General features: G+C 61.2%; 22 protein-coding genes and 1 pseudogene. 9 read left to right on the top strand and 14 right to left on the bottom strand.

Translation table 11 applies throughout. The features are described from left to right. The 4 genes from glcE to LOY68_RS19520 are packed head-to-tail and all read right to left on the bottom strand — an operon-like array spanning nt 1 to nt 4,950. The gene (glcE, locus tag LOY68_RS19535; RefSeq protein WP_265039248.1) at nt 1–1,050 is read right to left on the bottom strand and encodes a glycolate oxidase subunit GlcE; all 1,050 of its coding nucleotides are present in this window, start codon (nt 1,048–1,050) and stop codon (nt 1–3) included. Continuing rightward, nucleotides 1,050–2,549, bottom strand: a complete 1,500-nt coding sequence (gene glcD, locus LOY68_RS19530; RefSeq protein ID WP_265039246.1) for a glycolate oxidase subunit GlcD — start codon at nt 2,547–2,549, stop codon at nt 1,050–1,052. Before glcD ends, glcE begins: the two co-directional genes overlap by 1 nt. Further along, nucleotides 2,546–3,472: an alpha/beta fold hydrolase gene (locus LOY68_RS19525; RefSeq protein ID WP_265039245.1), complete on the bottom strand. Its 927-nt coding sequence runs from the start codon at nt 3,470–3,472 to the stop codon at nt 2,546–2,548. Before LOY68_RS19525 ends, glcD begins: the two co-directional genes overlap by 4 nt. 23 nt (nt 3,473–3,495) lie before the next feature. Further along, the gene (locus tag LOY68_RS19520; RefSeq protein ID WP_265039243.1) at nt 3,496–4,950 is read right to left on the bottom strand and encodes a flavin-containing monooxygenase; all 1,455 of its coding nucleotides are present in this window, start codon (nt 4,948–4,950) and stop codon (nt 3,496–3,498) included. A 305-nt stretch (nt 4,951–5,255) separates the two neighbouring features. On the opposite strand from LOY68_RS19520, the gene LOY68_RS19515 reads away from it, so the two are divergent. The 3 genes from LOY68_RS19515 (at nt 5,256) to LOY68_RS19505 (ending at nt 8,797) form a co-directional block, all read left to right on the top strand. Then, nucleotides 5,256–6,329, top strand: a complete 1,074-nt coding sequence (locus LOY68_RS19515) for a diguanylate cyclase (protein ID WP_265039241.1) — start codon at nt 5,256–5,258, stop codon at nt 6,327–6,329. 400 nt (nt 6,330–6,729) lie between these two features. Further along, nucleotides 6,730–7,956 (top strand): M20/M25/M40 family metallo-hydrolase, encoded by a 1,227-nt coding sequence (locus tag LOY68_RS19510; RefSeq protein WP_265039240.1) that lies wholly within the window; start codon nt 6,730–6,732, stop codon nt 7,954–7,956. 541 nt (nt 7,957–8,497) lie between these two features. Beyond that, nucleotides 8,498–8,797: a hypothetical protein gene (locus LOY68_RS19505; RefSeq protein ID WP_163914100.1), complete on the top strand. Its 300-nt coding sequence runs from the start codon at nt 8,498–8,500 to the stop codon at nt 8,795–8,797. A 134-nt stretch (nt 8,798–8,931) separates the two neighbouring features. Here LOY68_RS19505 and LOY68_RS19500 read toward each other — a convergent pair whose 3' ends face one another. The 8 genes from LOY68_RS19500 to LOY68_RS19465 all read right to left on the bottom strand — a co-directional run bounded on the left by LOY68_RS19500 (nt 8,932) and on the right by LOY68_RS19465 (nt 17,170). Continuing rightward, nucleotides 8,932–9,801, bottom strand: a complete 870-nt coding sequence (locus LOY68_RS19500; protein ID WP_054051056.1) for an isocitrate lyase/PEP mutase family protein — start codon at nt 9,799–9,801, stop codon at nt 8,932–8,934. 142 nt (nt 9,802–9,943) lie between these two features. Further along, nucleotides 9,944–10,978 (bottom strand): arginine N-succinyltransferase, encoded by a 1,035-nt coding sequence (astA, locus tag LOY68_RS19495; protein WP_265039237.1) that lies wholly within the window; start codon nt 10,976–10,978, stop codon nt 9,944–9,946. 61 nt (nt 10,979–11,039) lie between these two features. Continuing rightward, the gene (locus LOY68_RS19490) at nt 11,040–12,056 is read right to left on the bottom strand and encodes an arginine N-succinyltransferase (protein WP_265039235.1); all 1,017 of its coding nucleotides are present in this window, start codon (nt 12,054–12,056) and stop codon (nt 11,040–11,042) included. 121 nt (nt 12,057–12,177) lie between these two features. Then, nucleotides 12,178–13,527, bottom strand: coding sequence for an APC family permease (locus LOY68_RS19485; RefSeq protein WP_054051063.1), 1,350 nt, complete (start codon nt 13,525–13,527; stop codon nt 12,178–12,180). Nucleotides 13,528–13,607: 80 nt separating this feature from the next. Next, entirely contained in the window at nt 13,608–14,360 is a 753-nt protein-coding gene (locus tag LOY68_RS19480) for an N-formylglutamate amidohydrolase (protein WP_265039232.1), read from the bottom strand. Then, a complete protein-coding gene (locus LOY68_RS19475) occupies nt 14,344–15,672 on the bottom strand; it encodes a glutamine synthetase family protein (protein ID WP_265039230.1) in 1,329 nt (442 codons plus the stop codon). The genes LOY68_RS19480 and LOY68_RS19475 overlap by 17 nt, the downstream gene beginning before the upstream one ends. After that, nucleotides 15,669–16,313: a cysteine hydrolase family protein gene (locus tag LOY68_RS19470; RefSeq protein ID WP_265039228.1), complete on the bottom strand. Its 645-nt coding sequence runs from the start codon at nt 16,311–16,313 to the stop codon at nt 15,669–15,671. The genes LOY68_RS19475 and LOY68_RS19470 overlap by 4 nt, the downstream gene beginning before the upstream one ends. Before the next feature lie 2 nt (nt 16,314–16,315). Beyond that, nucleotides 16,316–17,170: a MurR/RpiR family transcriptional regulator gene (locus tag LOY68_RS19465; RefSeq protein WP_163914110.1), complete on the bottom strand. Its 855-nt coding sequence runs from the start codon at nt 17,168–17,170 to the stop codon at nt 16,316–16,318. A 186-nt stretch (nt 17,171–17,356) separates the two neighbouring features. On the opposite strand from LOY68_RS19465, the pseudogene LOY68_RS19460 reads away from it, so the two are divergent. The 3 genes and pseudogenes from LOY68_RS19460 to cobF all read left to right on the top strand — a co-directional run. Next, nucleotides 17,357–17,485 (top strand): annotated as a pseudogene (locus tag LOY68_RS19460) (metal ABC transporter ATP-binding protein); the annotation flags it as partial. Between the two features lie 93 nt (nt 17,486–17,578). Further along, nucleotides 17,579–18,151, top strand: a complete 573-nt coding sequence (locus LOY68_RS19455) for a histidine phosphatase family protein (protein ID WP_265039226.1) — start codon at nt 17,579–17,581, stop codon at nt 18,149–18,151. Beyond that, nucleotides 18,151–18,906, top strand: coding sequence for a precorrin-6A synthase (deacetylating) (gene cobF / locus LOY68_RS19450; RefSeq protein ID WP_163914113.1), 756 nt, complete (start codon nt 18,151–18,153; stop codon nt 18,904–18,906). Before LOY68_RS19455 ends, cobF begins: the two co-directional genes overlap by 1 nt. A 109-nt stretch (nt 18,907–19,015) precedes the next feature. On the opposite strand, the gene ftrA is transcribed toward cobF, so the two are convergent. Then, on the bottom strand, nt 19,016–19,990 hold the full coding sequence (gene ftrA / locus LOY68_RS19445; protein WP_265039224.1) for a transcriptional regulator FtrA: 975 nt from the start codon (nt 19,988–19,990) through the stop codon (nt 19,016–19,018). A 101-nt stretch (nt 19,991–20,091) separates the two neighbouring features. Between ftrA and LOY68_RS19440 the strand changes: the two genes are divergently transcribed. Then, the gene (locus LOY68_RS19440) at nt 20,092–20,526 is read left to right on the top strand and encodes a rhodanese-like domain-containing protein (RefSeq protein ID WP_265039222.1); all 435 of its coding nucleotides are present in this window, start codon (nt 20,092–20,094) and stop codon (nt 20,524–20,526) included. A 138-nt stretch (nt 20,527–20,664) separates the two neighbouring features. Here LOY68_RS19440 and LOY68_RS19435 read toward each other — a convergent pair whose 3' ends face one another. After that, nucleotides 20,665–21,297, bottom strand: coding sequence for a type 1 glutamine amidotransferase (locus LOY68_RS19435; protein WP_265039220.1), 633 nt, complete (start codon nt 21,295–21,297; stop codon nt 20,665–20,667). A gap of 354 nt (nt 21,298–21,651) precedes the next feature. Between LOY68_RS19435 and LOY68_RS19430 the strand changes: the two genes are divergently transcribed. Next, nucleotides 21,652–22,434: an ABC transporter substrate-binding protein gene (locus LOY68_RS19430; protein WP_163914122.1), complete on the top strand. Its 783-nt coding sequence runs from the start codon at nt 21,652–21,654 to the stop codon at nt 22,432–22,434. A gap of 195 nt (nt 22,435–22,629) precedes the next feature. Further along, the gene (locus LOY68_RS19425; protein ID WP_265039217.1) at nt 22,630–23,742 is read left to right on the top strand and encodes a M14 family metallopeptidase; all 1,113 of its coding nucleotides are present in this window, start codon (nt 22,630–22,632) and stop codon (nt 23,740–23,742) included. The last annotated feature ends 103 nt before the right edge of the window (nt 23,743–23,845 follow it).

Here is a 23,845-nt window from a genome sequence, read left to right as displayed (position 1 = left end):
CTAGAACTCCGCGTACATCCGGCCGGGGTTGAACAGCCCTTGCGGGTCGAGTTGCGCCTTGAGTTGCCGGTGATAGCGCAGCAATGCCGGGGCCAGTGGCTGGAACGGTGTCTCGCTGGCGCCATGGCTGAAACAGGTGGCATGGCCGCCCAATTCATGGGCTATCGACTGGATGTTTGTGGCCTCGGATTTCAACCAGCGTTGCGCGCCGGCCCAGTCGATCAACTGCTCGCCGGGTAACGCCAAAGGCCCGAGATTGTTCGGCAGCGACAGTCGCCACAACGGCAAACCTTCATCGAAAAAACCGAGTCGCTGCTCGTTCAACGAAGTCCAATATCCGGAATCCAGTGGCTCGCCGCCCAGCCGTTGATGGGCTGCCGTCACTGAACCTTCGCCACCCTCCAGGCGCAGATACAAACGCTGACCGTCGTGACTCGCAGCGCTGATCGGCAGCGGCTGCTGGCCCCATTCGGCGAGTTTGCTTAATGCCCGGGCGCTGTCGATCTCCAGGCTGATGCTCAAACATTGCCGGGGTTTTGGCAGCACTTTCAGCGAGACTTCCGTCAGCACGCCGAGGCAACCATAACTGCCCACCAGCAGGCGCGACAGGTCATACCCGGCGACGTTTTTCATCACTTCGCCGCCGAACCGCAAGTGTTTGCCCAGGCCAGTGATCACTCGCGTGCCGAGGACAAAATCCCGCACCGAGCCCGACCAAGGGCGCCGTGGTCCGGACAATCCCGCCGCGATCATCCCGCCGACGGTGGCGCCTTCGCCGAAGGATGGCGGCTCGCAGGGCAGCATTTGCCCCTTGGCATCGAGCGCGTCCAAGAGTTCACTCAGCGGCGTGCCGGCGCGGACGCTTACCACGAGTTCCGTCGGGTCATAGCTGACGATGCCGCGATGGGCGCGGGTGTCGAGCACTTCCCCGGCCACCTCGCGACCGAGAAACGCCTTGCTGTTGCTGCCCTGGATCCGCAGCGGCGTGGCGTTCTCCCGGGCCAGGTTGACCTGATCCAGCAGCGCGGCGTTGGCATCGAATTCCAGCATCAGAAGCGCTCCAGTTCAGGAAATGGCAGTTGCCCGGCGTGGATGTGCATCGCGCCGAATTCTGCGCAGCGGTGCAGGGTCGGGATGTTTTTGCCGGGGTTGAGCAGGCCTTGTGGATCGAACGCGGCTTTGACCGCGTGAAACAGGGTCAGCTCGTCGCTGTTGAACTGCGCGCACATCTGATTGATTTTCTCCCGGCCGACACCATGCTCGCCGGTAATGCTGCCGCCGACTTTCACGCACAGTTCGAGAATCTGCCCACCCAACGCTTCGGCCCGGGCCAGTTCACCGGGTTGATTGGCGTCGAACAGAATCAGCGGATGCATATTGCCATCGCCAGCATGGAACACATTGGCGACTCGCAAGCCGTATTCGGCGCCGAGGCGGGCGATACCTTGCAGTACGCCGGGCAGTTCGCGGCGCGGAATGGTGCCGTCCATGCAGTAGTAATCCGGCGACAGGCGCCCGATCGCCGGGAAGGCATTTTTGCGTCCGGCCCAGAAGCGCACGCGTTCGGCCTCGTCCTGTGCCTGGCGCACTTCGCTGGCGCCGGCCTGTTGCATCACCTCGCGCACCCGTTGGCAGTCGTCATGGACATCGGCTTCGACGCCGTCCAGTTCGCACAGCAGGATCGCCTCGGCGTCCACCGGGTAGCCGGCGTGGATGAAGTCTTCGGCGGCGCGGATGGCGAGGTTGTCCATCATTTCCAGGCCGCCGGGGATGATCCCGGCAGCGATAATATCGGCCACGGCGCGGCCGGCCTTTTCCACCGAATCGAAACTGGCCAGCAAGACCTTGGCGACTTGCGGTTTGGGCAGCAACTTGACCGTGACTTCGGTGATGATCCCGAGCAAACCTTCGGAACCAGTGAACAGTGCGAGCAGGTCGAAACCCGGTGAATCCAGGGCTTCGGAGCCCAGCGTCAGGCGTTCGCCCTCGACCGTGAGCACTTCCAGTTTCAGCAGGTTGTGCACGGTCAGGCCGTATTTGAGGCAATGCACGCCGCCGGCATTTTCCGCGACGTTCCCGCCGATGGAGCAGGCGATTTGCGAGGACGGGTCCGGCGCGTAATACAAGCCGAATGGCGCCGCCGCTTGCGAGATCGCCAGGTTACGCACGCCGGGTTGGACCCGCGCGGTGCGGGCGGCGGGGTCGATGTGCAGGATATTGTTGAAACGCGCCATCACCAGCAACACGCCTTTTTCCAGCGGCAAGGCCCCGCCGGACAACCCGGTGCCGGCTCCGCGCGCCACCACCGGCACCTGTTGCGCGTGGCAAATCTCCAGCAGTTTTTGCACCTGCTCCAGACGCCGGGGCAGGGCCACCAGCATCGGCGTGGTGCGGTAGGCCGAGAGGCCATCGCATTCGTAAGGCTTGAGTTCTTCTTCGCGCCAGAGCAAGTCCAGGTCGGGGATTTGCTGGTGCAGGCGGTTGAGCAGGGCGGCTTTGTCCACATTGGGCAAAGCACCGTCGATGCGTTCGTCGTACAGAATGTTCATTTTTGCGGTCCCAGAAACTCCCGATACAAACGCGCCGTCCCTGCCGGTTCCTCGACCATCGGCAGATGGCCAATCCCTTCCCAGATGTCCACTCGCAAGTTATCGATGCCCTTGCTCCACACCGCCACGCTGCTGACATCGATCATGCGGTCCTTGCGGCCCCACAACAGCAACGCCGGGCATTTGATGTCGGGGAGTTTCGGCTCCATTGGCGGGCTGGCGCGGAACTCCCTGAAGATTTCCGCAAACGCATCGCGGCTCTGTTCGTAACGCTGAGCGATGGCGGCCATCACCACACCTGGCACCCACGGCGGGTTGGCCATGGACATGGCGTAGAAGTACTCGAACTCCTCCCTCGAGTGGATCAAGAACGGGTTGTGCCCCTTGGCCAACTGGCGGTCCATGTCGCTGATTTCGGGGGAGGTGACGCCTGCCGGGTCGAGCAGCGCCACCGAGGCCACACGCTCTGGATAAGTCGCGGCCAGCCATGCCGCAACGTAGCCGCCCATGGAACTGCCGATCACGTGCACTTTCTCGACGCCGCACACGTCCAGCAACTGGATCATCCGCTTGGCTTGCAGGCCGATGTCGTAGCCGCCTCCGGCCTTGAAGCCGGTTTCACCATGGCCGGCGAGGTCGGGGATGATCACCCGGTGGTCGCCGACAAAGTGCCGGGCAAAGCGCAGCCAGAGGTTCTTGTCGGCGGTAAAACCGTGCAGCATCAATATGCTGCTGGAGGCTTCGTACGGGCCACCTTGCCAGGTCGAAACGGTCATTTCGCTGATCGGCACGACGATCTTGTGCAGCCGATACAGCTTGGCTTCCAGGGCCATGCTCAAGTCATATATCCAATGACCGACGGCCGGGTAGCTGAGCCAGCTCCAGGCTGCGAAAACCGCGATTGCAACTACCAACAAAAGCATCAGGCGTCTTCCTTATTACATGATCAGGACAGTATGTGGTCGGCGGGTTTAAGCGTTCGGGTCAAGCGGTGATAACTGAAACTGAACCCCGGAAACATGGCAATCACATGACCGCTCTTGCTTTGATACCAACTGTGGCAGCCACCGGACTTCCACACCGTGCGTTCCATTTCCCGGTGGATCATTTCAGTGTAGGTACGTTCTGCTTCGGGGCGCACTTCAATGCTGCGCAAGCCCTGTTCTTTTAGTGTGCGAATGCAACCGAGGATGTAATTCATCTGGGATTCGATGATGAACAGCGCCGAGGTGTGGCCGATGCCGGTGTTGGGTCCGGTGACGATAAACAGGTTGGGAAAGTCCGGCAGGCTGGTGCCCAGATACGCCCGTGGGTATTGGGCCCAGACGTCTTTCAGGCGCTTGCCATGTTTGCCGGTGACCGGGTAGGAAATCACCCCGTCGGTGGCGTCGTAACCGGTGGACCAGACGATCAGATCGACGTCGATATGCTGGCCGTCCAGGGTGTTGATGCCGGTTTCGTCGAGGGAAGCGATGCCTTGTTCGCGGCTGTGCAGCGTGACATTCGGCCGGCCCAGCGCCGGGTAAAGCGTGCTGGAAACCACCACGCGCTTGCAGCCGATGGTGAAGTCCGGGGTCAATTTGCGCCGCAGTTCGGGGTCGGGCACCTGGCGTTTGAGGAAGCGCAGGGCTTGTTGCTGGACCAGGTGAATCGCCGGTTTCGAATATTTGAACGCGATGACCCGGGTTTCGAACAGCCAGTAGATCGTCCAGCGCAGCAGCTTGTAAGCCGGTTTGAGCCCGAGCAACCAGCGCTGGAAACGGCCGAAGGTGCGGTCGGCGCGGGGCAGCACCCAGTGAGCGCTGCGTTGGAATACATGCAGATGCTCGACGTCCGGGGCAATCGCAGGGATCACCTGCGCCGCACTTGCGCCGCTGCCGATGACGGCGACGCGTTTACCTGTGTAGTCGTAGGAATGATCCCAGTTATTGGTATGAAAGGTTTTGCCCTGGAAGCGATCCTGGCCGTCGAAGTGTGGAACAACCGGTTGGCTCAGCGGCCCTGTCGCGTTGATCAGGAACTGCGCATAGAACGTGCCTTGGCTGTCGGTGTGCACCGACCAGCGTTTGTTGGCCTCGTCCCATTCGATGCCTTCGACATTGGTTTCCAGTTGCACCTTGTCGCGCAAGCCAAAGTGCTCCACTACATATTGGGTGTAGCGATGCAATTCGGCCTGTTCGGCGAACATCTGCGTCCATTGGTAGGGCGCGAAGGACAGCGAATACAGCGGCGAGGGCACATCAACGGCTGCACCGGGGTAGGTGTTCTGGCACCAGGTGCCACCGAAAAAGTCCCGCCGCTCCAGCAGGCGAAAATCACTGATGCCTGCCTTGAGCAAATTGATCGCCGCACACTGGCCGCCAAAACCGCTGCCGATGATCAACACTTGAAAGGTTTGCATGGGCCTCCTTTTTTATTGGTGTTTATCGAACCCTCTCATCATGTATAGCCAAAACGCGGAAGGCTGCGGTTCTTTCGCTCTTCTGTGGGAGCGGGCTTGCTCGCGAAAGCGGTTTGCCTGCCGACATACATGTTGAATATACCGGCCCCTTCGCGAGCAAGCCCGCTCCCACTGGGTTATGGGGTGTAAACATGTCCCGGTATTCACCGCCAGCCGGTGATGGCTATTCGCCGTTGCCCTGATAGACTCGTTTCACACCCGCAACCCCCGGTGTGATCAGATTTCGGTCAGTGGTAGAGGCCTCTATGGCAAAAACGGGAGGAAAGGGACTTTCACTGGCCAGGAGGCTATACACATCGCGAACCCTGGGGCTGGCCCTGGGATTGATGTGCGTGAGCGCGGCGATGTACCCGCTCGACCCGGCGCCGTGGGTCTGGGTGCTGATGCTGTTCAATGCCCTCGTCTGGCCGCATCTGGCTTACCAATGGGCCCGCCGCGCCACACTTCCTTATCACGCCGAACACCGAAACCTGCTGGTGGACGCCTTTCTCGGCGGCTTCTGGGTCGTGGCCATGCAGTTCAATCCATTGCCCAGTGCCACCACTATTTCCATGATGGCGATGAACAACGTGGCCATCGGCGGCTTGCGTTTTCTCCTGGCCGGTACCGTGGCGCAGATCCTCGGGGTGGGCGTCGGTTTGCTGGTTTTCAGCCCTGCATTTATCCCGCATACCAGTCCGTTGCAGCTCTACGCCTGTTTACCCTTGTTGTGCCTGTATCCGCTGGCGCTGGGGTGGATCTGCTTTCGCCAGGCCATTACCCTCGGCCGGCAAAAACGTGAACTGCTGGCCCTGAGCCGCACCGACAGCCTCACCGGCCTGCTGAACCATGGCGCGTGGAAGGACCAGCTGGAAGTCGAATTTCAGCGCTGCCAGAGGCAAAACCGGGGAGGGGCGATCGCACTGATCGACATCGACCACTTCAAAAGCATCAACGACACGTACGGCCACGTCGCCGGGGACATCGTCCTGCGTCAACTGAGCAAAATGCTCAAACAAAACCTGCGCGCGGCAGATGTCGCCGGGCGCTACGGCGGCGATGAGTTCTGCGTGATCCTACCGGACCTACCCCTCAACAGCGCCGCCGCCGCGATGGATGCCTTGCGCGATCGCTTCGCCACCCTCGGCTACGAGCAAAACCCGGCGTTGAAGGTCAGTTTGAGCATTGGTTTGGCGGCGTTCAACCCGGCGCACACTGATGCGACATTGTGGTTGAACGATGCGGATCAAGCGCTCTATGAAGCCAAGACCACGGGACGCAATCGCGTCATCTGCTGCAGCGACGGCAAGCCACGGCGTGAGCTGCTGGATTCGGTCTGATCCATCGGTGTCGCCTGACACTCCGCTTTCGCGAGCAGGCTCGCTCCCACATTTGTTCGGCGTCGATTACAAAACGGGTGCTCAACGAAGATCCCCTGTGGGAGCGAGCCTGCTCGCGAAAGCGGTATGTCAGTCAATAGTGATGTCGACTGACCGGACCCCTTCGCGAGCAAGCTCGCTCCCACATTTGCCCGGTGTCGATCACAAAATTTTGGAGAAACACAAATCCCCTGTGGGAGCGGGCTTGCTCGCGAAAGCGGTGTGTCAGTCAACAGTGATGTTGAGTGAAAGGGCCCCTTCGCGAGCAAGCTCGCTCCCACAATGTCGCATTCGGTATAGAGCCTCGCGCCACACTCAGGTAGGGTTCAGGTACCCCCCGACAAGAAACAAGGATCGATTCATGACGTTCAAGCTCACCAGCCTCGCCCTGACCCTCGCCCTCGGCGCTTTCGCCCCCGCCGCCTTCGCCGAACCCCACAAGCAAGTCCTCGCTGATTCCGAGCAGTACAAGGCCGATGCCCTGAAGCTGCTGGAAAAACTGGTCAACATCGACTCCGGTTCCGGCTATGAACCCGGCCTGACCCAAGTCCGCGACATCGCCGTCGACGAGTTGAAAAAACTCGGCTTCAGCATCGAACTGGTGCCCAACACCCCGGACAAAAGCAGCCATGTGATCGCCACGCTCAAAGGCACCGGCAAGGCAAAAATCCTGCTGATGGCGCACATGGACACCGTATTCAAGGAAGGCTCGGCCACCGAGCGTCCATTCCATATCAAGGACGGTCGCGCCTACGGGCCGGGCGTGATGGACGACAAGGGCGGCATCGTCGCCGGGATCTACGCGCTGAAAGTCCTGAAAAACCTCGACTTCAAGGACTACGCCCAAATCACCTTCCTGCTCGATGCCAGTGAAGAAAGCGGCTCGGACGTCGCCACCGACCTGATCAAGAAAACCGCCAAGGCCCACGACGTGACCCTCAACCTAGAACCGGGTCGTCCGGCGGATGGCCTGGTGGTGTGGCGCAAAGGCAGCGCCACCGCCGTGGTCGAGGTGAAGGGCAAAGCGGCTCACGCCGGTGTCGCACCGGAACTGGGCCGCAACGCGGCGATGGAAGCCGCGCACCAGATCCTGCAACTGGGCAAGCTCGGTGACGAAGCGAAAAAGACCACCATCAACTTCACCGTGTTCAAGGCCGGCGACCGCACCAACGTGATCCCGGACCAGGCCACCGCCAAGGCCGACGTGCGCGCGGCGGTGCCGGAAGAATTCGACCGGATCGAGAAAGACCTGGCGCGGGTATCCAAGGACAAACTGATCCCGGACACCGAAGTCACCACCACCCTGCAACGCGGCTTGCCACCAATGCCGCAAACCCCGGAATCCGATCGCTTGATGGCCATGGCCCAGGGGATCTACGGCGAAATTGGCCGCAAATTGACCGAAGAAGGCAGCGGCGGCGCGGCGGACGCGAGCCTTTCGGCGGGTGTGGGCACGCCGACGCTGGATGGCTTCGGGATTGTTGGCGGCAATATTCATACGCCGGAGGAATACGCCGAGGTCGAGAGCGTGTCGCCGCGGATTTATCTGCTGTCGCGGATGATTATGGAGTTGGCCAAGGCTCGCTGAATCATGTGCGGTCAGGGTGGAGTGGGTGGGTCAGTTGGCTCGACCCCTCACCCTAACCCTCTCCCCAGAGGGGCGAGGGGACTGACCGTGGGTTTCTTGAGAAATCCGGCGACGTGATCGACCGGGTTGGATGCTGTTTGCCAATTTTGTTCAACGCGATCTTTCAGGTCGCAGGAGCCAGTGAAAATAACTCGGTCAGTCCCCTCTACCCTCAGGGGAGAGGGTTAGGGTGAGGGGTGTTTCTCAAGCCTGCCATTGCTGTCAAAACTACCCCACAACTTTCCAAGACCTTTCCTACAACGTACCCTATTGCCGCGTTTCGGCATCGACCCCTATAGTCTGGACTCGCGGAAAACACCGCGAACGACCTTGGCCGGTCGACTATCTGAAACGCAACAGCGTCGTGCGTGTTATGGCGGCTGTGCGCGGGACACCTGCGGGTGTGCCGGGTCTTTCAGGTACCGGTCGGCCAACCCGCACACAGCTGCCACCTTCAATCGCTTGGCCGCGAACGGTGGAAGCTCAACCTGGAGTTGTCCTTATGTTCGAAGTAATGCCCCGTTATCTCCCCATCGACACCCACGACGCCGAATCCCCGGTGCTCTTCATAAACACTCAAAAAGAACTCAGCGACATGGCCGCCTGTGCCATGCACCGTTTCATAGTGGTTCGCGACTTGATGGACACCTTGTCCAGCCTCAACCTCAAGGACACTTCCGATTGCGACCTGAGCCGTATCACCGAGGCAGTGCATTTGCTGACGCGTGAAGGCTGCGCTGTGCTGAATGTGATCCAAAAGCGGGCGTTGCAGCGGGAGGAGGGGTATAAGGCCACGGTTTAGCGGTGTAGCGGCTGGCGCTTTCGCGAGCAGGCTCGCTCCCACTGGGGATCAGTGTTGGTCACAGAATGTGTGTTCAACCGAGAAACCTTGTGGGAGCGAGCCTGCTCGCGAAGGCGTCGTGACGGCCGAAACCATCACTCCTTGACGCGCATAAACTCTTCCGCCCAACGAATGTAATCCTCGGGCTGCGTGTAGGTATGCGTCAGTTCGGTCGCGCTCAGGTCCGAGGCCTGGGTGAAGATCTGACGTTGTTCGCGCAAGCTGTCGTACGTGGCTTTGATCGCCGCAAAGTAGGCGCCATGCCCGTCGATGGTGACGCGAACACCCAGTTCTGCCAGGCGTTTGTCGTCGCGCAGGGCCGGGTTGCCGTAGGTGACCAGCATCAGCGGCACGCTCAGGTGTTCGGCGATTTTTTCCAGTTGGTCGAAGTCCTGCACGCCGACCATGCAGATCCCGTCGGCCCCGGCGTTCTGGTATTGCTGGGTGCGGCTGATGATTTCCTGGATTGGCAGGATCCCCGCATTGGTGCGGGCGATGATCGCCATTTCACTGTCCACCCGGGCTTCCAGCGCCGCGCGAATCTTGCCGACGCCTTCGGCCACGCCGATCAGGTCGGTGGACTTGCGGCCGAATTGGGCCGGCAGCAGGGTGTCTTCGATGGTCAGCGCGGCGATGCCGGCGCGTTCGAGTTCTACGATGGTGCGCATCACGTTCAGCGCGTTGCCATAGCCGTGGTCGGCGTCGGCGATCACTGGCAATTGGGCCACGCGGCCGATGCGGGTAGCCTGTTCGGCGAATTCGCTGAGGGTGATCAGCGCGAAGTCTGGCGCGCCCAATACCTGCAACGAGGCGACCGAACCGCCGAGAATACCGACTTCAAAACCCAGGTCAGCGGCGATGCGCGCCGACATCGGGTCGAACACGGAAGCGGTGTGATAGCACGTGTCGGAAGCCAGCAATTGGCGAAAGTTACGGCGCAAATCTTGATGGGAAAGCCTGGACATATGAGTTCCACCACTGCATTGGAATGGAAGGGCTTGAGCAAAAGTGTCAACGCCGAAGGAACAAAAGGCTATCACGCGCGCGGGGTCAATAGGATGACGAATTTAAAGTAGGTGAAACGTTACCGCTCTTTGTGGCGCGGGATCACGCCGCCACAGCCTGCTGCTCCTGATTCAACAACGTAACCGCCCGCACCGAGTTCCCCGGTTGCAGTTGCAGGCGTTTGGCGGTGAGGCGGTCGACGATCAGGCTGTTGCCCACCAGCCGCGCCTTGGCGGTGGTGATGCGGCAGTTTTCCATGCGGCGGTTATGGATCAGCCACACCGGGGCCTGGTCGTCCGGCGTGCCGATGCCCAGCACCAGCGGCTGGCTGTCGCGCACGGTGCGGATTTTCGGGACTTGGGCTTCGATCACCGGCCCGCCGTCGAAGATGTCGATGTAGTCCTTGTGGGCAAAGCCCTCGGCATTGAGGATCTTCAGCGCCGGTTGCGTGTTCGCGTGCGCCTTGCCGATCACGGCCTGGGCCTGTTCGGTGAGCAGGCAGGTGTACAGCGGCTGGCGCGGCATCAGTTCGGCGATGAACGATTTATGGCCCAGCCCCGACAAATGATCGGCATAGCTGAAATCCATCTGGAAAAAGTGCCGGCCCAGGCTCTCCCAGAACGGTGAGCTGCCGTGCTCGTCGGCACTGCCGCGCAGTTCGGCGATGAGTTTCTCGCCGAACAGCTGCGGGTACTCGGCGACGAACAGCAGCCGCCCCAACGACAGCAACCGGCCATTGTTGCCCTGACGCTGTTCGGGGTGCAGGAACAGCGAACACAGTTCCGATTGGCCGGTCATTTCGTTGTTCAGGAACAAGGTCGGGATCTGCTTCTGGATGCCCAGGTCCGGCGACGAACTGACCGTCAACCCGATCCGGTAGTTGTACCAGGGCTCGCGCATGCCCACCGCGCCAGTCAGGGCACTGACCCCGACCACGCGCTGATCGTCATCTTCGAGCACGAACAGGTAATCGGCGTCGGCACGCTCGACCTGTTCGGCGAAGGTGCGTTGGGACCAGCGCACACGGTGGCCCAGGCGTTCTTCGTTGGCCGGCAGGGTGGTGAACCCGGGGCCGGCCTCTTTGACCAGCGCCAGCAGGGCGGGCAGGTCGGTGACGTGAACCGGACGGACAATCATGATGCAACTCCTGGTGCGCGCATGCTCGGGCGCTGTCGTTGGGCACGGGGCCGGGTGTTGCTCACAGGGCGATCAGCCGGATCGGGCTGCCGTCGCTCACGTTCAGGGCGGCGCACATCTCGGCGCTCAAGGCCACCGGTTGGCCGGCGGTGTAGGCCAGTTCGGCGACGATGGCCCGGAAGTCCCTGAGCGAATCATTGCTCACCAGATAGCAACCACGAGCGTCGATGGTCTCGACGGACAGCACGGCGCCCGTGTGGCTGCGGGCGATGGAGCGAATGCCGGCGGTGCGTGCATACAGCGTCGGGCCGCCGTCGAACAGGTCGATGTAGCTGTTGGTTTCGAAGCCTTCGCGTTCCAGGATGTCGAACGCTTCCTGGCCGTCGGGGTGAATCCGGCCGATGCAGCCCTGCGCGGCCTGGGGCAGCATCGGCACGTAGATCGGGTATTGCGGCATCAGTTCGGCGAGGAAGCTGCGACTCTCCAGGCCACACAGCCTTTCCGCCTCGACATAAGGCAGGTCGAAAAAGTGTTTGCCCACGGCATCCCAAAAGGGTGATTGGCCCTGCTCATCGCTGTAGCCAACGATTTCGGTGATCACCGCGTCGGAAAAACGCGCCGGGTGCGCCGCGATAAACAACAGCCGCGCCCGCGACAGCAACTCGGAAAACGGCGTGCGCACCAGTGCGCTATCAATGTGGAAGCCGCGCAGCAAGCTGTGGCCGCTGAGGTCGTGGCACAACGACAGCGCCGGCACGCCGTGCTCGATGTTCAGCTCCCGGGAGGCGCTGGTGAAGTGGCGGTTGCGCAGGCTGTAGAACGGCTCGCTGAAACCGGCGGTGGCAAGGACTTCCGAGCACCCGGTCAAACGCCCGGTGCTCAGCTCTTCGAGGACGAAAAAGTAGTTTTCCGGGCCATTGCCCTCAACGTCTTTGTCGAACGAGGCGCAGGAGTCGAGAATCTTCTCGCGCAGGCGTTCGCTGTCATCCGGCAGGGAGGTGACGCCCACCAGGCTGTCACGGGCCAGTTGTTGCAGTTGAGGCAGGTCGGTTAATTCGACTGGGCGTAAGACCAGCATGGATGCACTCCTGTATCAATGGGTTCGGCGGGTTTGCCGTCGAACCTGACTATCACTGTCGGTTTCCACGCGTGGAAGCAGCGGTCGCCTGATCTGTTGTCAGACGCCGCCCTTTTTCTTGTCAGACGTTGCTTGGGTCGGGCAGCGTCGTGCTGGCGCCGAGCTTATTCAGGAAGAACAGGTAGACCAGACCCAGGGCAATCCAGATCAGGCCGAGTTTCTGTGCATCGACGCCCATGTTGTACATGATGGCCGCGACGATGATGAAGCCGATCACCGGGCACAGCAGGTGGCGGATCACCTGGCCGGATTTCTGCCGGCGCCAGTAGTAGTTGATCACGGTCAGGTGCAGCAGCATGAAACCGCTCAACGCGCCGAAGTTGACCAGTGAGGTGAGGGTGTCCACCGAGTTGATAAACAGGTAGCAGATCACCAGCGACAGCACGGCCACCAGGTAAATGCTGATGTAAGGCGTGTTGTGTTTCGGGTGAACCTTGGCCAGTGCTTTCGGCAGTTTGCCGTCCCGCGCCATGCCGAACAGCAGTCGCGACACCGCCGCTTGCGAGGTAATGGCCACCGCCACGCCCCAAGCCAATGCCGTGGCCACGCCGGTGAGGGTCGCCAGCCAGCTGCCGGCAGCGATTTCGGCGATTTCATAAAACGCGGTGTCGGCGGACTTGAAGCCCATGCCGGCGGCCAGGTCGGTGGCGATCCAGGTTTGCACCACGAAGATCACGCCCATCACCACCAGGGTAATCAACGCAGCCTTGCCTACGCTGCGGCCCGGATCGCCCTTGATCTCTTCGGCCAGGGTGGAAATCGCATCAAAGCCGAGGAACGACAGCACCGCAATCGACACCGCTTGCATCAGCAGGGCGAAGTTGAATGTTTCGGGGTTGTACAGCGGCGCCAGGGTCAGCTCGCCGTGACCACCGCCGCTGTGCAGGGCATTCCAGGCGTAGAACAGGAAAATCCCCAGCACCACCAGTTGCGCCAGTAGAAACACGATGTTCATCCGCGCGGTGAAAGTGATGCCGCGCAGGTTCACAAACGTCGCACTGACCAGGAACGCCAGGATGAAACCGACTTTCGGAATGTCCGGGTACAAGTGATTTAGCGCCATGGCCGCGTAGACGTACAGCAGCGGCGGGATCAGCAGGTAATCGAGCAGCATCAACCAACCGGCGATGAAACCGACGTGTTGATTCAGGCCGCGTTGGGCGTAGGAATAAACCGAGCCGGCAATCGGAAAAGCGCGGGCCATGCTGCCGTAGCTCAGGGCGGTGAACAGCATCGCCACCATGCCGATGATGTAGGCCAGCGGCACCATCCCCGGTGCCTCGGCGTTGACGTAGCCATACACGCCGAACGGGGCGATGGGGATCATGAAGATCATCCCGTACACCACCAGGTCCGTCAGGGTCAGGCTGCGTTTCAACTCCTGCTTGTAGCCGAATGCTTCTATTTCCATGAATGCCGCTCTCCTTGTCATCTCATCGGTCGATTTTTTAGTTTTTATGTCGGTGCAACCACAGCGTTCTTACTTTTTTCCTACAGCAACGGGGCGAGGTAACCGGCCCAGCGTTCAATCGTCTCAGGTGTGCGCAGCAGATCATTGCGCACTTCGATCAACACCGACTCCAGCCCGCGGGCATCGCCGTGCACCGGCACGGTCATGTCCCCCAGCGGGTCAATCTTGTACGGCTGATTGCCGGCCACTTTAAGGGGATGCCGGCTCAGTCCGTCAATGATGCGCTGGGCGTACTGCCGGGATTCGCCGAACAGCACACCGGCCTCCAGCGACCGGGGCTGACCATAATAAATCGGGGTAAAACTGTGAATCCCCACCACACGCACCGCTTGTCCCTGGGCCACGCGCTCGTCGATCAAGGTTTGCAGACGAGTGTGAAACGGCTTGAACAGCGCCTGCCGACGATGTTCCCGGGTGGCTTCATCCAGCTGCTGGTTGCCCGGCACCTGATAAATCTCGCTCTGGCCCGGAATGCTGTCCGGGGCGTGGCGCGGCCGGTTGAGGTCGATCAACAGCCGCGAATAATTCGCCGCCAGCAGGGTCACGCCGAGGATTTCGGACAAGCGCTGCGCCAGCTCCAAGGCGCCGATGTCCCAGGCGATGTGTTGACGGGCGGCCTCGAAGTCCAGGCCCAGGTCATTCAACGCCGGCGGAATAAAACGGCTGGCGTGTTCGCACACCAGAATCAACGGGTGCTCGGAGTCTTCCCGGCTCAGGGTGTACGGAGGCTCGGTGTAGAGCCCCCGTTCAACGGATTCAGTACAAACGGGCATAGTGCTCACAAAGGTCGGCGGGCGAGAGCTGTTCCGTCAGCGTCAGTTCCTCGGTTTTAAGGGCGAAATAAGAGTCGAGCAGTGCCTGGGGCAGGGCTTCGATCAGCGCTTCGCTGTTGCGCAGGCAGTCCAGGGCCTGGGGCAGCGAAGCGGGCAGGGCAACAATGCCGCGCGCCTGACGTTGTTCTTCGTTCAAGGCGTCGGGGATTTCATCGGTGATGGCGTTCAGCGCCAGGCGTCGTTCGATGCCCAGTCGCCCGGCGATCAGCAGCGTGGCCATGGCCAGATGCGGTGAGGCCGTGGCGTCCATGGCGCGGAATTCCAGGTTGTACTGCGCCGCCACGGATTTGCTGCCCAGGCTCACGGTCGGGCAGATCCGCAGCGCTGCTTCGCGGTTACGTTGGCCGAGGCAGGCGTAGGAAGCGCTCCAGTGATGGGGCTGCAAACGCTCGTAGGACACCGGTGTCGGCGCGGTAAAGGCGCAGAGGGCCGGCAAGTAATGCAGGATTCCGGCGGCCCAGTGCTGGCCGAGGGTCGAGAGGCCGTTGGTGGTGCCGGCGTCGTACAGCAGCGGTTGCCCGTCCAGGTCTTGCAGGCTGACGTGCAAATGCACGCCGTTGCACATCGCGTGCTCGGAGGTCTTTGGCGCAAAGCTCAGGTCCAGGCCCATTTGCCGGGCGATTTCCCGGGTGATCTCGCGCACGTTCACCGCGCGATCAGCGGCGGCGACACCGAGTGCCGGGCGGCAAGTGATTTCGTATTGATGCTTGCCGTATTCCGGCAGGAACATCTCTGGCTCGACGCCACCCGCACGCAACGCGCTGAGCAGCCAGCCGCCAAATTCGGCGCCCTGACGCTGGGCCTCCAGAGAGAATGCGCGACAGTCGACATCGCCGCTGTCCAGATTGAATTCGTGTTCGAACGCGGCGTTGACCTGCACGCCCAGCTCCCGATAGCGCTCCACTTCGTTGCGCAACAGCGTGCGCGGGCAGGTGGCCCACGGACGGCCATCGGTTTCGCAGAGGTCACCGTGGATGAAATCCAGGGCTGGCGCATTGGCGTTCGGGCCGTTACTGACCGTGACCCGGCTGCTCAGGTCTGGAATCAACCTCAAGTCACCGTAGGCGCCCCACGGGCTGGTCGAGGCGATGACGTCTTGCGGGGTCAACGCGCTGTTGGCCGGCACCCAGCCGCAACCGACGGCTTGATAGTGCTCCAGTTCGTCGGTAGGAAAGGAACGGCCGCGGGTCACGCCGATCAGGTCGGTGGTGACGATCGTGGTCATCGGCACTGGCGACAGGCGCGCACTCATGGCTGCATCTCCTGCAAACGGCCGAGCACGGTGTGGGTGTCGGTGATCCAGCAATAACCTTTGATCGCGTTGAGGCAGGCCTGATGACGTTCCGGGGTGTAAGTCGCGCAGGCATCTTCCACCAGGGTTATCAGGTAGCCGCGGTCGGCGGCGTCACGCACGGCCATGTCCACGCACTGATCGGTGACGATGCCGGCAATCACCAGATGCCGGACCTCAAGGTTGCGTAGCACGTAGTCGATGTTGGTGGAGTTGAAGACTCCCGAAGAGGTCTTGGGCAGCACGACTTCGTTTTCCGTCGGCGTCAGGTCGTCGATGATCCGCGCCTGCGGGCTGCCCTTGGGCAGGTGCATGTCCGAGAGTTTGTGGTCCAGCGAACGGTCGCGGCCATCGGCGGTGAGGCTTTCGATCAGGGTGTGCAGCACGTTCTGCCGGGCACCGCGAAAAGCGCTGAGCAACCGCCGCTGGTTGGGCACCACCTGCATGTGGGTGCGGGTCAGGAAATACTCGGCATCCGGGTCGTTGAGGTGCGGGTCGAACTGCGGTTCGAGCCAGGCCCGTTGCATGTCGACCAGCAGCAGCGCAGTGTGGCCAGTGACAAAGGGCAGGTCACGTGGCGAGCGGTGGGGGAGCGTAAACATCCTTATTTTTCCTCCAGCAGGTGGGTGTCGAAGTCAGAGCGCAGGTTGTCGATGCCTTCCAGGCGATCGGCCAGATCCGGGCTGCGCAGGGTCAGGCAGGCAATCAATGCTTCAATCTGCGCCAGCGCCGGGACCATGCTGTCGAACGCCGAGACTGACTCTACGGGCGCACTGATGATCAGGTCGGCCATTTCCCGCAGCGGCGAGGCGTAGATGTCAGTGAACAGCACCACTCGCGCATAGCGATTTTTCGCCGCACTGGCGACCCGCAGGGCCTGGGACTGGTAGCGGCGATAGTCGAACACCAGCACCACGTCCTGGCGCTGCACGTCGAACAAGCGGTCCGGCAACTGGGCGTTGTCCTCCAGGGCGAAACACCCGGGGCGCAACAGGCGCAAATGGTTGAGCAAATAGTTGGCGAGGAAACTGCTGAAGCGTCCGCCGAAGCAATGCACCTGATGGCGCACGTCGAGCAGCCATTCCACCAGAATCCGTACATCTTCGGGTTGGGTCAGGGCCTGGGTTTCGACCAGGGAACGATGGGTTTCCGCCAGATAATGGCTCCACGGATCGTCTTTTTGCAGGTGGGCGCGGGGTTGCAACAGGGTGCTGGGGGAGCGCAGGCGATGGTCCATGTCGCTGAGCAGCGCGTCCTGGAATTCGGCGTAACCGCCAAAACCGAGTTTTTTCACCAGCCGCACGATGGTCGGATCGCTGACACCGGCATGTTCGGCCAGACGCGACATCGGGCCCAGTCCGTTACGCGGGTACTGGTCCAGCAAGGCGCGGATGACTTTGCGTTCCGACGGCGTAAGGTCCAGGCCGGGATCGGTGATCAGGTCTCTAAGGGGTGGCATCCGGGCTCCTGCTGGATGGGTGTGTCGGTTTTATTTCACAATTCGCTAAAACAGTATTTATGTAACTCACGCTACATGTCTAGTGAATTTTTACACGCAATGGCCAGGTGTTGAAACGGGGCGAAATGCCCGTGTAACAAGGGCTACGCGGATGTCGACAGGGTGTGTAGGACATTGCCCATATCAGTGTCGGAGATCACCCTTTTGGTACGACAAAAATCCCCTGTGGGAGCGAGCTTGCTCGCGAAAGCGGTGTGTCAGGCAACATCAATATTGACTGACACACCGCTTTCGCGAGCAAGCCCGCTCCCACAGGGATTTCGCTTTAACTGATCGTCTTGCTGCACAATCAAGCAATTGTTCGCGGCCCATTGCCGTTTTGCTAGCCAATAAAAAGAGTAATTGCCCGTGCAGGCGACCCGATTGACCCTGATTTGTCACGCCCGAACCGTCGCACAAAAACTGGCGCGTTTTCCTACGGATGAGCCGGTTGAAATGGTTTGGCAATCGGCCAAGTGTTCGCGGAGCGGATCCTCCAAGATCCCGCCGCGTCTGCTTTGTGGCCCCGAAGCCCGCACTCGCCAGACCGCCGAACTGTTCGGCAGCGATGCGCACATCGTCGACGCTTTGCGCGATTGTGATTTCGGGCGCTGGCAAGGTCAGCGCATCAGTGAGCTGCAAAAAACCGAGCCCGAGGCGCTTCAGGCCTGGCTTGAAGACCCGCATTCCGCGCCCCACGGTGGCGAGTCGGTGGTGCAACTCGGTGAGCGCGCGGCCGCCTGGCTGGCGACGCTGGAGACAACGCCCGGCGACATCATCGCGATTACCCATCCCTATGTTGTTCGCGCGGTCCTGACCCACGTACTGCAAAGCACGGCGTTCAACCTGATTGATGTCGAACCGTTATCCGCCATCGAACTGCGGTTCACCGGACGCTGGCGGCTACGCTTGATGAGCACTGACGCTGACGGAGGCTTTTGATGAAAACATTGCTGGTCATCGGTATCGGCGCCGGTAACCCGGACTACATCACGATGCAGGCGGTAAAGGCGTTGAATCGCGCGGACGTGTTTTTCCTCATGGACAAGGGCCAGAGCAAAGACAAGTTGATCGACCTGCGTCGGGAAATCTGTGAGCGCTACATCACCGATCACGCCTACCGCTTCGTCGAAGCTCACAGTCCGGAACGGGAACGTGGCGATGTGGACTACAAGGCCAGTGTCGATGATCTGAACCTGGCCAAGCAGCAGACCTTCGAGCGGCTGATCAACGAGGAATTGTCCGACGGCCAGTGCGGTGGTTTCCTGGTATGGGGCGACCCGGCGCTGTACGACAGCACCGTGCGTATATTGCAGGCGATTCTGGCCTCGGGTCGCTGTGAGTTCGAATTCGAAGTCATCCCCGGCATCACCAGCGTCCAGGCCTTGGCGGCGCAACACAAGGTGCCGCTGAATCGCATCGGTCGCTCGATTGAAATCACCACAGGCCGGCGGCTGGCTGCGGGGCAGGTGAGTGATGCCGACAGTGTGGTGGTGATGCTCGATGCGGAAGATTCCTACCATCAAGTGGCGGATCAGGAGACAGAGATTTACTGGGGGGCCTACCTGGGTACACCGGATGAAATCCTCATCAGCGGCAAGTTGAAAGATGTGGCGGATGAGATCGAGCGGGTGCGCAAGGCCGCGCGGCTGGCTAATGGGTGGATTATGGATACCTATTTGTTGCGTAAGCCTTGAAGTCTGCGGTGTCTGGGCTGACGCCTTCGCGGGCAAGCCTCGCTCCTACAAGGTTAGCGGCGATCCTGTAGGAGCGAGGCTTGCCCGCGAAGGCGCCCGAAAGAACACCTCAAAAACTGGCCTGTACCCCACGCCCAAACCTTTCCCGATACACCGACGGCGGCACCCCCACCACACTGCGAAACGCCACCCGAAAACTCTCCACCGACCGATACCCACAACGCTCGGCAATCTGCTCGGTGTTGTCGCCCGTGCTTTCCAGCAACTCCCGCGCTCGCGCCAGGCGTTGATGCTGCAACCAGGTCTTGGGCGACTGGCCGCTGGCCTCGGTGAAACGGCGCAGGAAGGTGCGCTCGCTCATCGCCGCCTTGCTGGCCAGGTCGCGCACTTCCAGCGGTTCGTGCAAGCGCTCCCGAGCCCATTGCATGACGCGAGACAAATCGCTGCGGGGCGTCGGACTGACCGGTGTAGGAATAAACTGCGCCTGACCGCCGGTGCGTTGCGGCGACATCACCAGCCGCCGCGCCACCGAGTTGGCCACCTGAGTGCCAAAGTCCCGCGCCACCAGATGCAGGCAGGCATCGATCCCCGCCGCGCTGCCGGCCGAGGTGATCAACTGGCCCGAATCGACGTAGAGCACGTCCGGGTCCACCAGAATGTTCGGGAAGCGCTCGGCCAGTTCATTTGTGTAGCGCCAATGGGTGGTGGCGCGATGACCGTCGAGCAGACCGGTGGCTGCCAGCACAAACACCCCGGAGCAGATCGACAGCAGCCGCGCGCCGCGTGCGTGGGCCTGGCGCAACGCGGCGAGCAACGCCTCGGGCACCGGCGCCTGGCGGTCGCGCCAACCGGGCACGATGATGGTCCGGGCGCTTTCCAGCAATTCCATGCCGCCGTCGGCCAGCACTTGAATGCCGCCCATGGCGCGCATCGGGCCTGCATCCACGGCGGCGATCTGATGTTCATACCACGGGAAATCGAACTCCGGCCGGGCCAGGCCGAAGATCTCCACGGCGATGCCAAACTCAAAGGTGCACAGGCCGTCGTAGGCCAGGATCGCGACTAATCCAGGGTTGGTCTGCATTTGGCGGAAAGTTCCCGGTGAGTGTCTTGTGCGCCACTGTAGCGGCAAGCGGCGGACAGATAAAGTCTGCCTACACCCACCCGAGAAAAGGACTACACCCCATGACCAGCCTGGTACGCGCGATTCCCGCAGCCCCGTCCGCCATTGCCCTGATGCATTTCAGCAATCGCCTGACCTTTGAAACCGATTGTTCCGACGTGTTCGGCAGCCAGCAGGCCGGCGAGGTGGATTTTGTTCTGGTGGATACACGCGGCCCGTTGGCCTTTGAGCGGGGGCATGTGCCGGGGGCGATCAATATTCCGGGGCGGCTGATGACCGTCGAGACGTTGGCGGCTTATCCCACATCCACGGTGTTCGTGGTCTATTGCGCCGGCCCGCACTGCAACGGCGCCAACAAGGCTGCGGTGAAACTGGCGGCGCTGGGTTACCCGGTCAAGGAAATGATCGGCGGGGTGACGGGATGGCTGGATGAGGGGTTTGAGTTGAGTGTCGAGGTGGCGCGGCCGGCGAGCACGGTGGTCAGTTGCGAATGTTGAGGTAGACGAAAAGATCGCAGCCTCGTTTCACTCGACAGCTCCTACGGGTTTGGTGTTCGCCGCAATGTGGCGGGTGAGCACAACCCGCTGTAGGAGCTGTCGAGTGAAACGAGGCTGCGATCTTTTGATTTTGCTTCTTCAAACCTCAGCCCACCACCCATCCAGCGTCCCCCGCAGATACTCAAACACCGCCGCATGCTCGACCCCTTCATCCCGCCCGCGCGGCAACGGCGACTCATCAGCAAAATGTTCATTCAGCAAAACCACCGATCGCGCATCCCACTCCGGGTGAAACTGCAACCCGACCCGCGTCGGCCCGACCCCATACATCTGCTGCTCGCACGCCGCACTGCTGGCCAGTAATTGCGCACCCGGCGGCAAGTCGATCGCGTCTTCATGCCACTCCAACACGTTCAACACCTGGCCATCCACGAAGCTCACACGGGTCCAACCCGTTTCAGGGCACGCCATGCGCCGCACGCTCCCGCCCAGACTCAAGGCCAACAGCTGCGCCCCCAGGCAAATGGCGAACACCGCCGCGCCTTGCTCCAGGCTGGCCGCCAGCCACTGACGCTCAGCTTCCAGCCATTCAGGCCCGGCATTGGATTCGTAAGGCCCGCCCAGAAGGATCACCGGAGCCGCACTTATCGGCGGTAACTGTCCGAGATCGGCGCGAAAGACATTCAACGTGATTCCACGCAGCTTCGCCCATTCGGCAATGGCACCGGGACCTTCGGCGGGGTGGTGCTGGATCAGGTTCAGCTCGGGCATCGGGGTTCTCGGATTGGAAGCAGATGGCGCTCAATGTGCAGTAAAACATCGGTCATCGCCAGTGACGCTCGGCGCCGGTTTTCATTGCGACTCTTCAGTCGGATAAACACCCGAACCCCGTAGGTTTTATCTGAAATCGGATCTTGTCCTACAGTCTTTGCACCGCTCTGGCGCACGGGTTTAAACAAGCCAATCGGTCAGTTACTTTTTTGTAAGTATTTGTCGCTTAAACATAATTCGCCCTCCTGTAGCCGCTCTAGACTGCCGGCCACTTCGGGGTTCTCCACAAGAGCACCGACCGAAAGCGACCAATCGAAAGCTGCCAATAAAAGCCTCCGCACACAGGAGTTATAAATGAAGAAGCTAGTGATGTTCGGTGCCCTGGCACTGTCGATGTTGTCCCTGACCGCTGTGGCCGAAGACGCCAAGCCGATCCGCATCGGTATCGAAGCCGGTTATCCGCCATTCTCGATGAAAACCCCTGACGGCAAACTCACCGGTTTCGACGTCGACATCGGCGACGCGCTGTGCGAGCAGATGAAAGTGAAGTGCGTGTGGGTCGAGCAAGAGTTCGACGGCCTGATCCCGGCCCTGAAAGTGAAGAAAATCGACGCGATCCTGTCGTCCATGACCATCACTGACGACCGCAAGAAAAACGTCGATTTCACCATCAAGTACTACCACACCCCGGCGCGCTTCGTGATGAAGGAAGGCACCGACGTCAAGGACCCGCTGACCGAACTCAAGGGCAAGAAAGTCGGTGTACTGCGCGCCAGTACCCACGACCGCTTCGCCACTGAAGTGCTGCAACCGGCCGGGATTATCCTGGTGCGTTACGGTTCCCAGCAGGAAGCCAACCTGGACATGGTCTCCGGCCGCCTCGACGCGATGCTGGCCGACTCGGTCAACCTGGACGACGGTTTCCTGAAAACCGACGCCGGTAAAGGTTTCGCCTTCGTCGGCCCGACCTACGAAGACGCCAAGTACTTCGGCGGCGGCGCCGGTATCGCGGTGCGCAAAGGTGACAAGGCGCTGGCAGACCAATTCAGCACCGCCATCACCGAGATCCGCGCCAACGGCAAGTACAAGCAAGTGCAGGACAAGTACTTCAACTTTGATGTGTACGGCGGCGAGTAATCCAGCCGTGTGAAAAAGTGGCTACCGTTGACGCGGTGGCCATTTTTTTTGTGTCCTCATGATCTATTCTGCGAACACATTTCCCCCTGTAGGAGCTGCCGAAGGCTGCGATCTTTTGATCTTGTTTTTAGAAGCAAAATCAAAAGATCGCAGCGTTCGGCAGCTCCTACGCTTAGGCATCGACAGGACCCGAATATGCAACGCATCGACCACCCACTGCCCTGGAGCCACCTTGGCACCGAGCGCACCCTCAGTGTGTTTCGTTATGGCGCCGGCACTCGCAAGGTCTACATCCAGGCCAGCCTGCACGCCGACGAATTGCCCGGCATGCGCACCGCATGGGAACTGAAAAAACGCCTGGCCGAACTCGAAACCCAAGGCCAGTTGCAAGGCGTGATCGAACTGGTGCCGGTGGCCAATCCCATCGGCCTCGATCAGCATCTGCAGGGCGCGCACATGGGACGGTTCGAACTGGGCAGCGGCAAGAACTTCAACCGCGCATTCGTTGAACTGAGTGAGCCGGTCGCCGCGTTGATCGGTGGCCAGTTGGGCGACGATGCCGAGGCCAATATCGCGCTGATTCGCCAGACCATGGGCCAGGTGCTCGACGGTCTGCCGGCCCCGACTTCTCAGCTCGAAGCCATGCACCGTTTGCTGTTGTGCCATGCCTGCGACGCCGACGTCACCCTCGATTTGCATTGCGACTTCGATGCGGCGATTCATGTGTACGCCTTGCCGCAACACTGGCCGCAGTGGCAGTTCCTGGCGGCGCGCCTGAAGGCGGGCGTGGCGTTGCTCTGTGAAGACTCCGGTGGCAGCTCGTTCGACGAGTCCTGTTCGACCCCGTGGTTGCGTCTGGCGCGGACCTTCCCGGAAGCGGCGATTCCGCCGGCAAACCTCGCCACCACTGTGGAGCTGGGCAGCATGGGCGACACCCGGGTCGATCAGGCCCAAGCCAATTGCGAGGCGATTCTGGGCTTTCTCGCGGAACAGGGTTTTATCAGCGGCACCTGGCCGGCGGCGCCGAGTGAGTGCTGCGAAGGCATGCCGTTCGCCGGCACCGAATACCTGTTCGCCCCGCATCACGGCGTGGTCAGTTTTCTGCGCGAGGCGGGCGAGTGGGTGGAGCAGGGCGATGCGTTGTTTGAAGTGGTCGATCCGTTGAGCGATCGGGTCACGACCGTGCGGGCCGGGACCAGTGGCGTGTTGTTTGCGATTGATCGCGGGCGCTATACCCAGCCGGGGACATGGCAGGCGAAGGTGGCGGGGCGGGTGCCGTTTCGGGTCGGGAAGTTGACCAACGACTGATCCTTGATCTTCGTTGGCTGTCGGGGCCTCTTCGCGGGCAAGCCTCGCTCCTACATTTGATCGCATTCCAATGTAGGAGCGAGGCTTGCCCGCGAAGGCGGCA

It is taken from the genome of Pseudomonas sp. B21-053, from assembly GCF_026016365.1.
GTDB classification, from domain to species: Bacteria; Pseudomonadota; Gammaproteobacteria; order Pseudomonadales; family Pseudomonadaceae; genus Aquipseudomonas; species Aquipseudomonas nunensis.
Note: the sequence above shows the minus strand (reverse complement) of the source record. Positions and strands in the feature narration are given on the sequence as shown.

Bases quoted from the DNA above. Each gene is read 5' to 3' on its own strand.
- LOY68_RS19465 (WP_163914110.1), bottom strand. From the start codon at position 17,170: ATGCCACCCCTTAGAGACCTGATCACCGATCCCGGCCTGGACCTTACG.
- LOY68_RS19470 (WP_265039228.1), bottom strand. From the start codon at position 16,313: ATGTTTACGCTCCCCCACCGCTCGCCACGTGACCTGCCCTTTGTCACT.
- cobF (WP_163914113.1), top strand. From the start codon at position 18,151: ATGAAAACATTGCTGGTCATCGGTATCGGCGCCGGTAACCCGGACTAC.
- LOY68_RS19440 (WP_265039222.1), top strand. From the start codon at position 20,092: ATGACCAGCCTGGTACGCGCGATTCCCGCAGCCCCGTCCGCCATTGCC.
- ftrA (WP_265039224.1), bottom strand. From the start codon at position 19,990: ATGCAGACCAACCCTGGATTAGTCGCGATCCTGGCCTACGACGGCCTG.
- LOY68_RS19515 (WP_265039241.1), top strand. From the start codon at position 5,256: ATGGCAAAAACGGGAGGAAAGGGACTTTCACTGGCCAGGAGGCTATAC.
- LOY68_RS19475 (WP_265039230.1), bottom strand. From the start codon at position 15,672: ATGAGTGCGCGCCTGTCGCCAGTGCCGATGACCACGATCGTCACCACC.
- glcD (WP_265039246.1), bottom strand. From the start codon at position 2,549: ATGAACATTCTGTACGACGAACGCATCGACGGTGCTTTGCCCAATGTG.
- LOY68_RS19500 (WP_054051056.1), bottom strand. From the start codon at position 9,801: ATGTCCAGGCTTTCCCATCAAGATTTGCGCCGTAACTTTCGCCAATTG.
- LOY68_RS19480 (WP_265039232.1), bottom strand. From the start codon at position 14,360: ATGCCCGTTTGTACTGAATCCGTTGAACGGGGGCTCTACACCGAGCCT.
- LOY68_RS19485 (WP_054051063.1), bottom strand. From the start codon at position 13,527: ATGGAAATAGAAGCATTCGGCTACAAGCAGGAGTTGAAACGCAGCCTG.
- LOY68_RS19510 (WP_265039240.1), top strand. From the start codon at position 6,730: ATGACGTTCAAGCTCACCAGCCTCGCCCTGACCCTCGCCCTCGGCGCT.
- LOY68_RS19505 (WP_163914100.1), top strand. From the start codon at position 8,498: ATGTTCGAAGTAATGCCCCGTTATCTCCCCATCGACACCCACGACGCC.
- LOY68_RS19525 (WP_265039245.1), bottom strand. From the start codon at position 3,472: ATGCTTTTGTTGGTAGTTGCAATCGCGGTTTTCGCAGCCTGGAGCTGG.
- LOY68_RS19430 (WP_163914122.1), top strand. From the start codon at position 21,652: ATGAAGAAGCTAGTGATGTTCGGTGCCCTGGCACTGTCGATGTTGTCC.
- LOY68_RS19490 (WP_265039235.1), bottom strand. From the start codon at position 12,056: ATGCTGGTCTTACGCCCAGTCGAATTAACCGACCTGCCTCAACTGCAA.
- LOY68_RS19425 (WP_265039217.1), top strand. From the start codon at position 22,630: ATGCAACGCATCGACCACCCACTGCCCTGGAGCCACCTTGGCACCGAG.
- glcE (WP_265039248.1), bottom strand. From the start codon at position 1,050: ATGCTGGAATTCGATGCCAACGCCGCGCTGCTGGATCAGGTCAACCTG.
- LOY68_RS19435 (WP_265039220.1), bottom strand. From the start codon at position 21,297: ATGCCCGAGCTGAACCTGATCCAGCACCACCCCGCCGAAGGTCCCGGT.
- astA (WP_265039237.1), bottom strand. From the start codon at position 10,978: ATGATTGTCCGTCCGGTTCACGTCACCGACCTGCCCGCCCTGCTGGCG.
- LOY68_RS19520 (WP_265039243.1), bottom strand. From the start codon at position 4,950: ATGCAAACCTTTCAAGTGTTGATCATCGGCAGCGGTTTTGGCGGCCAG.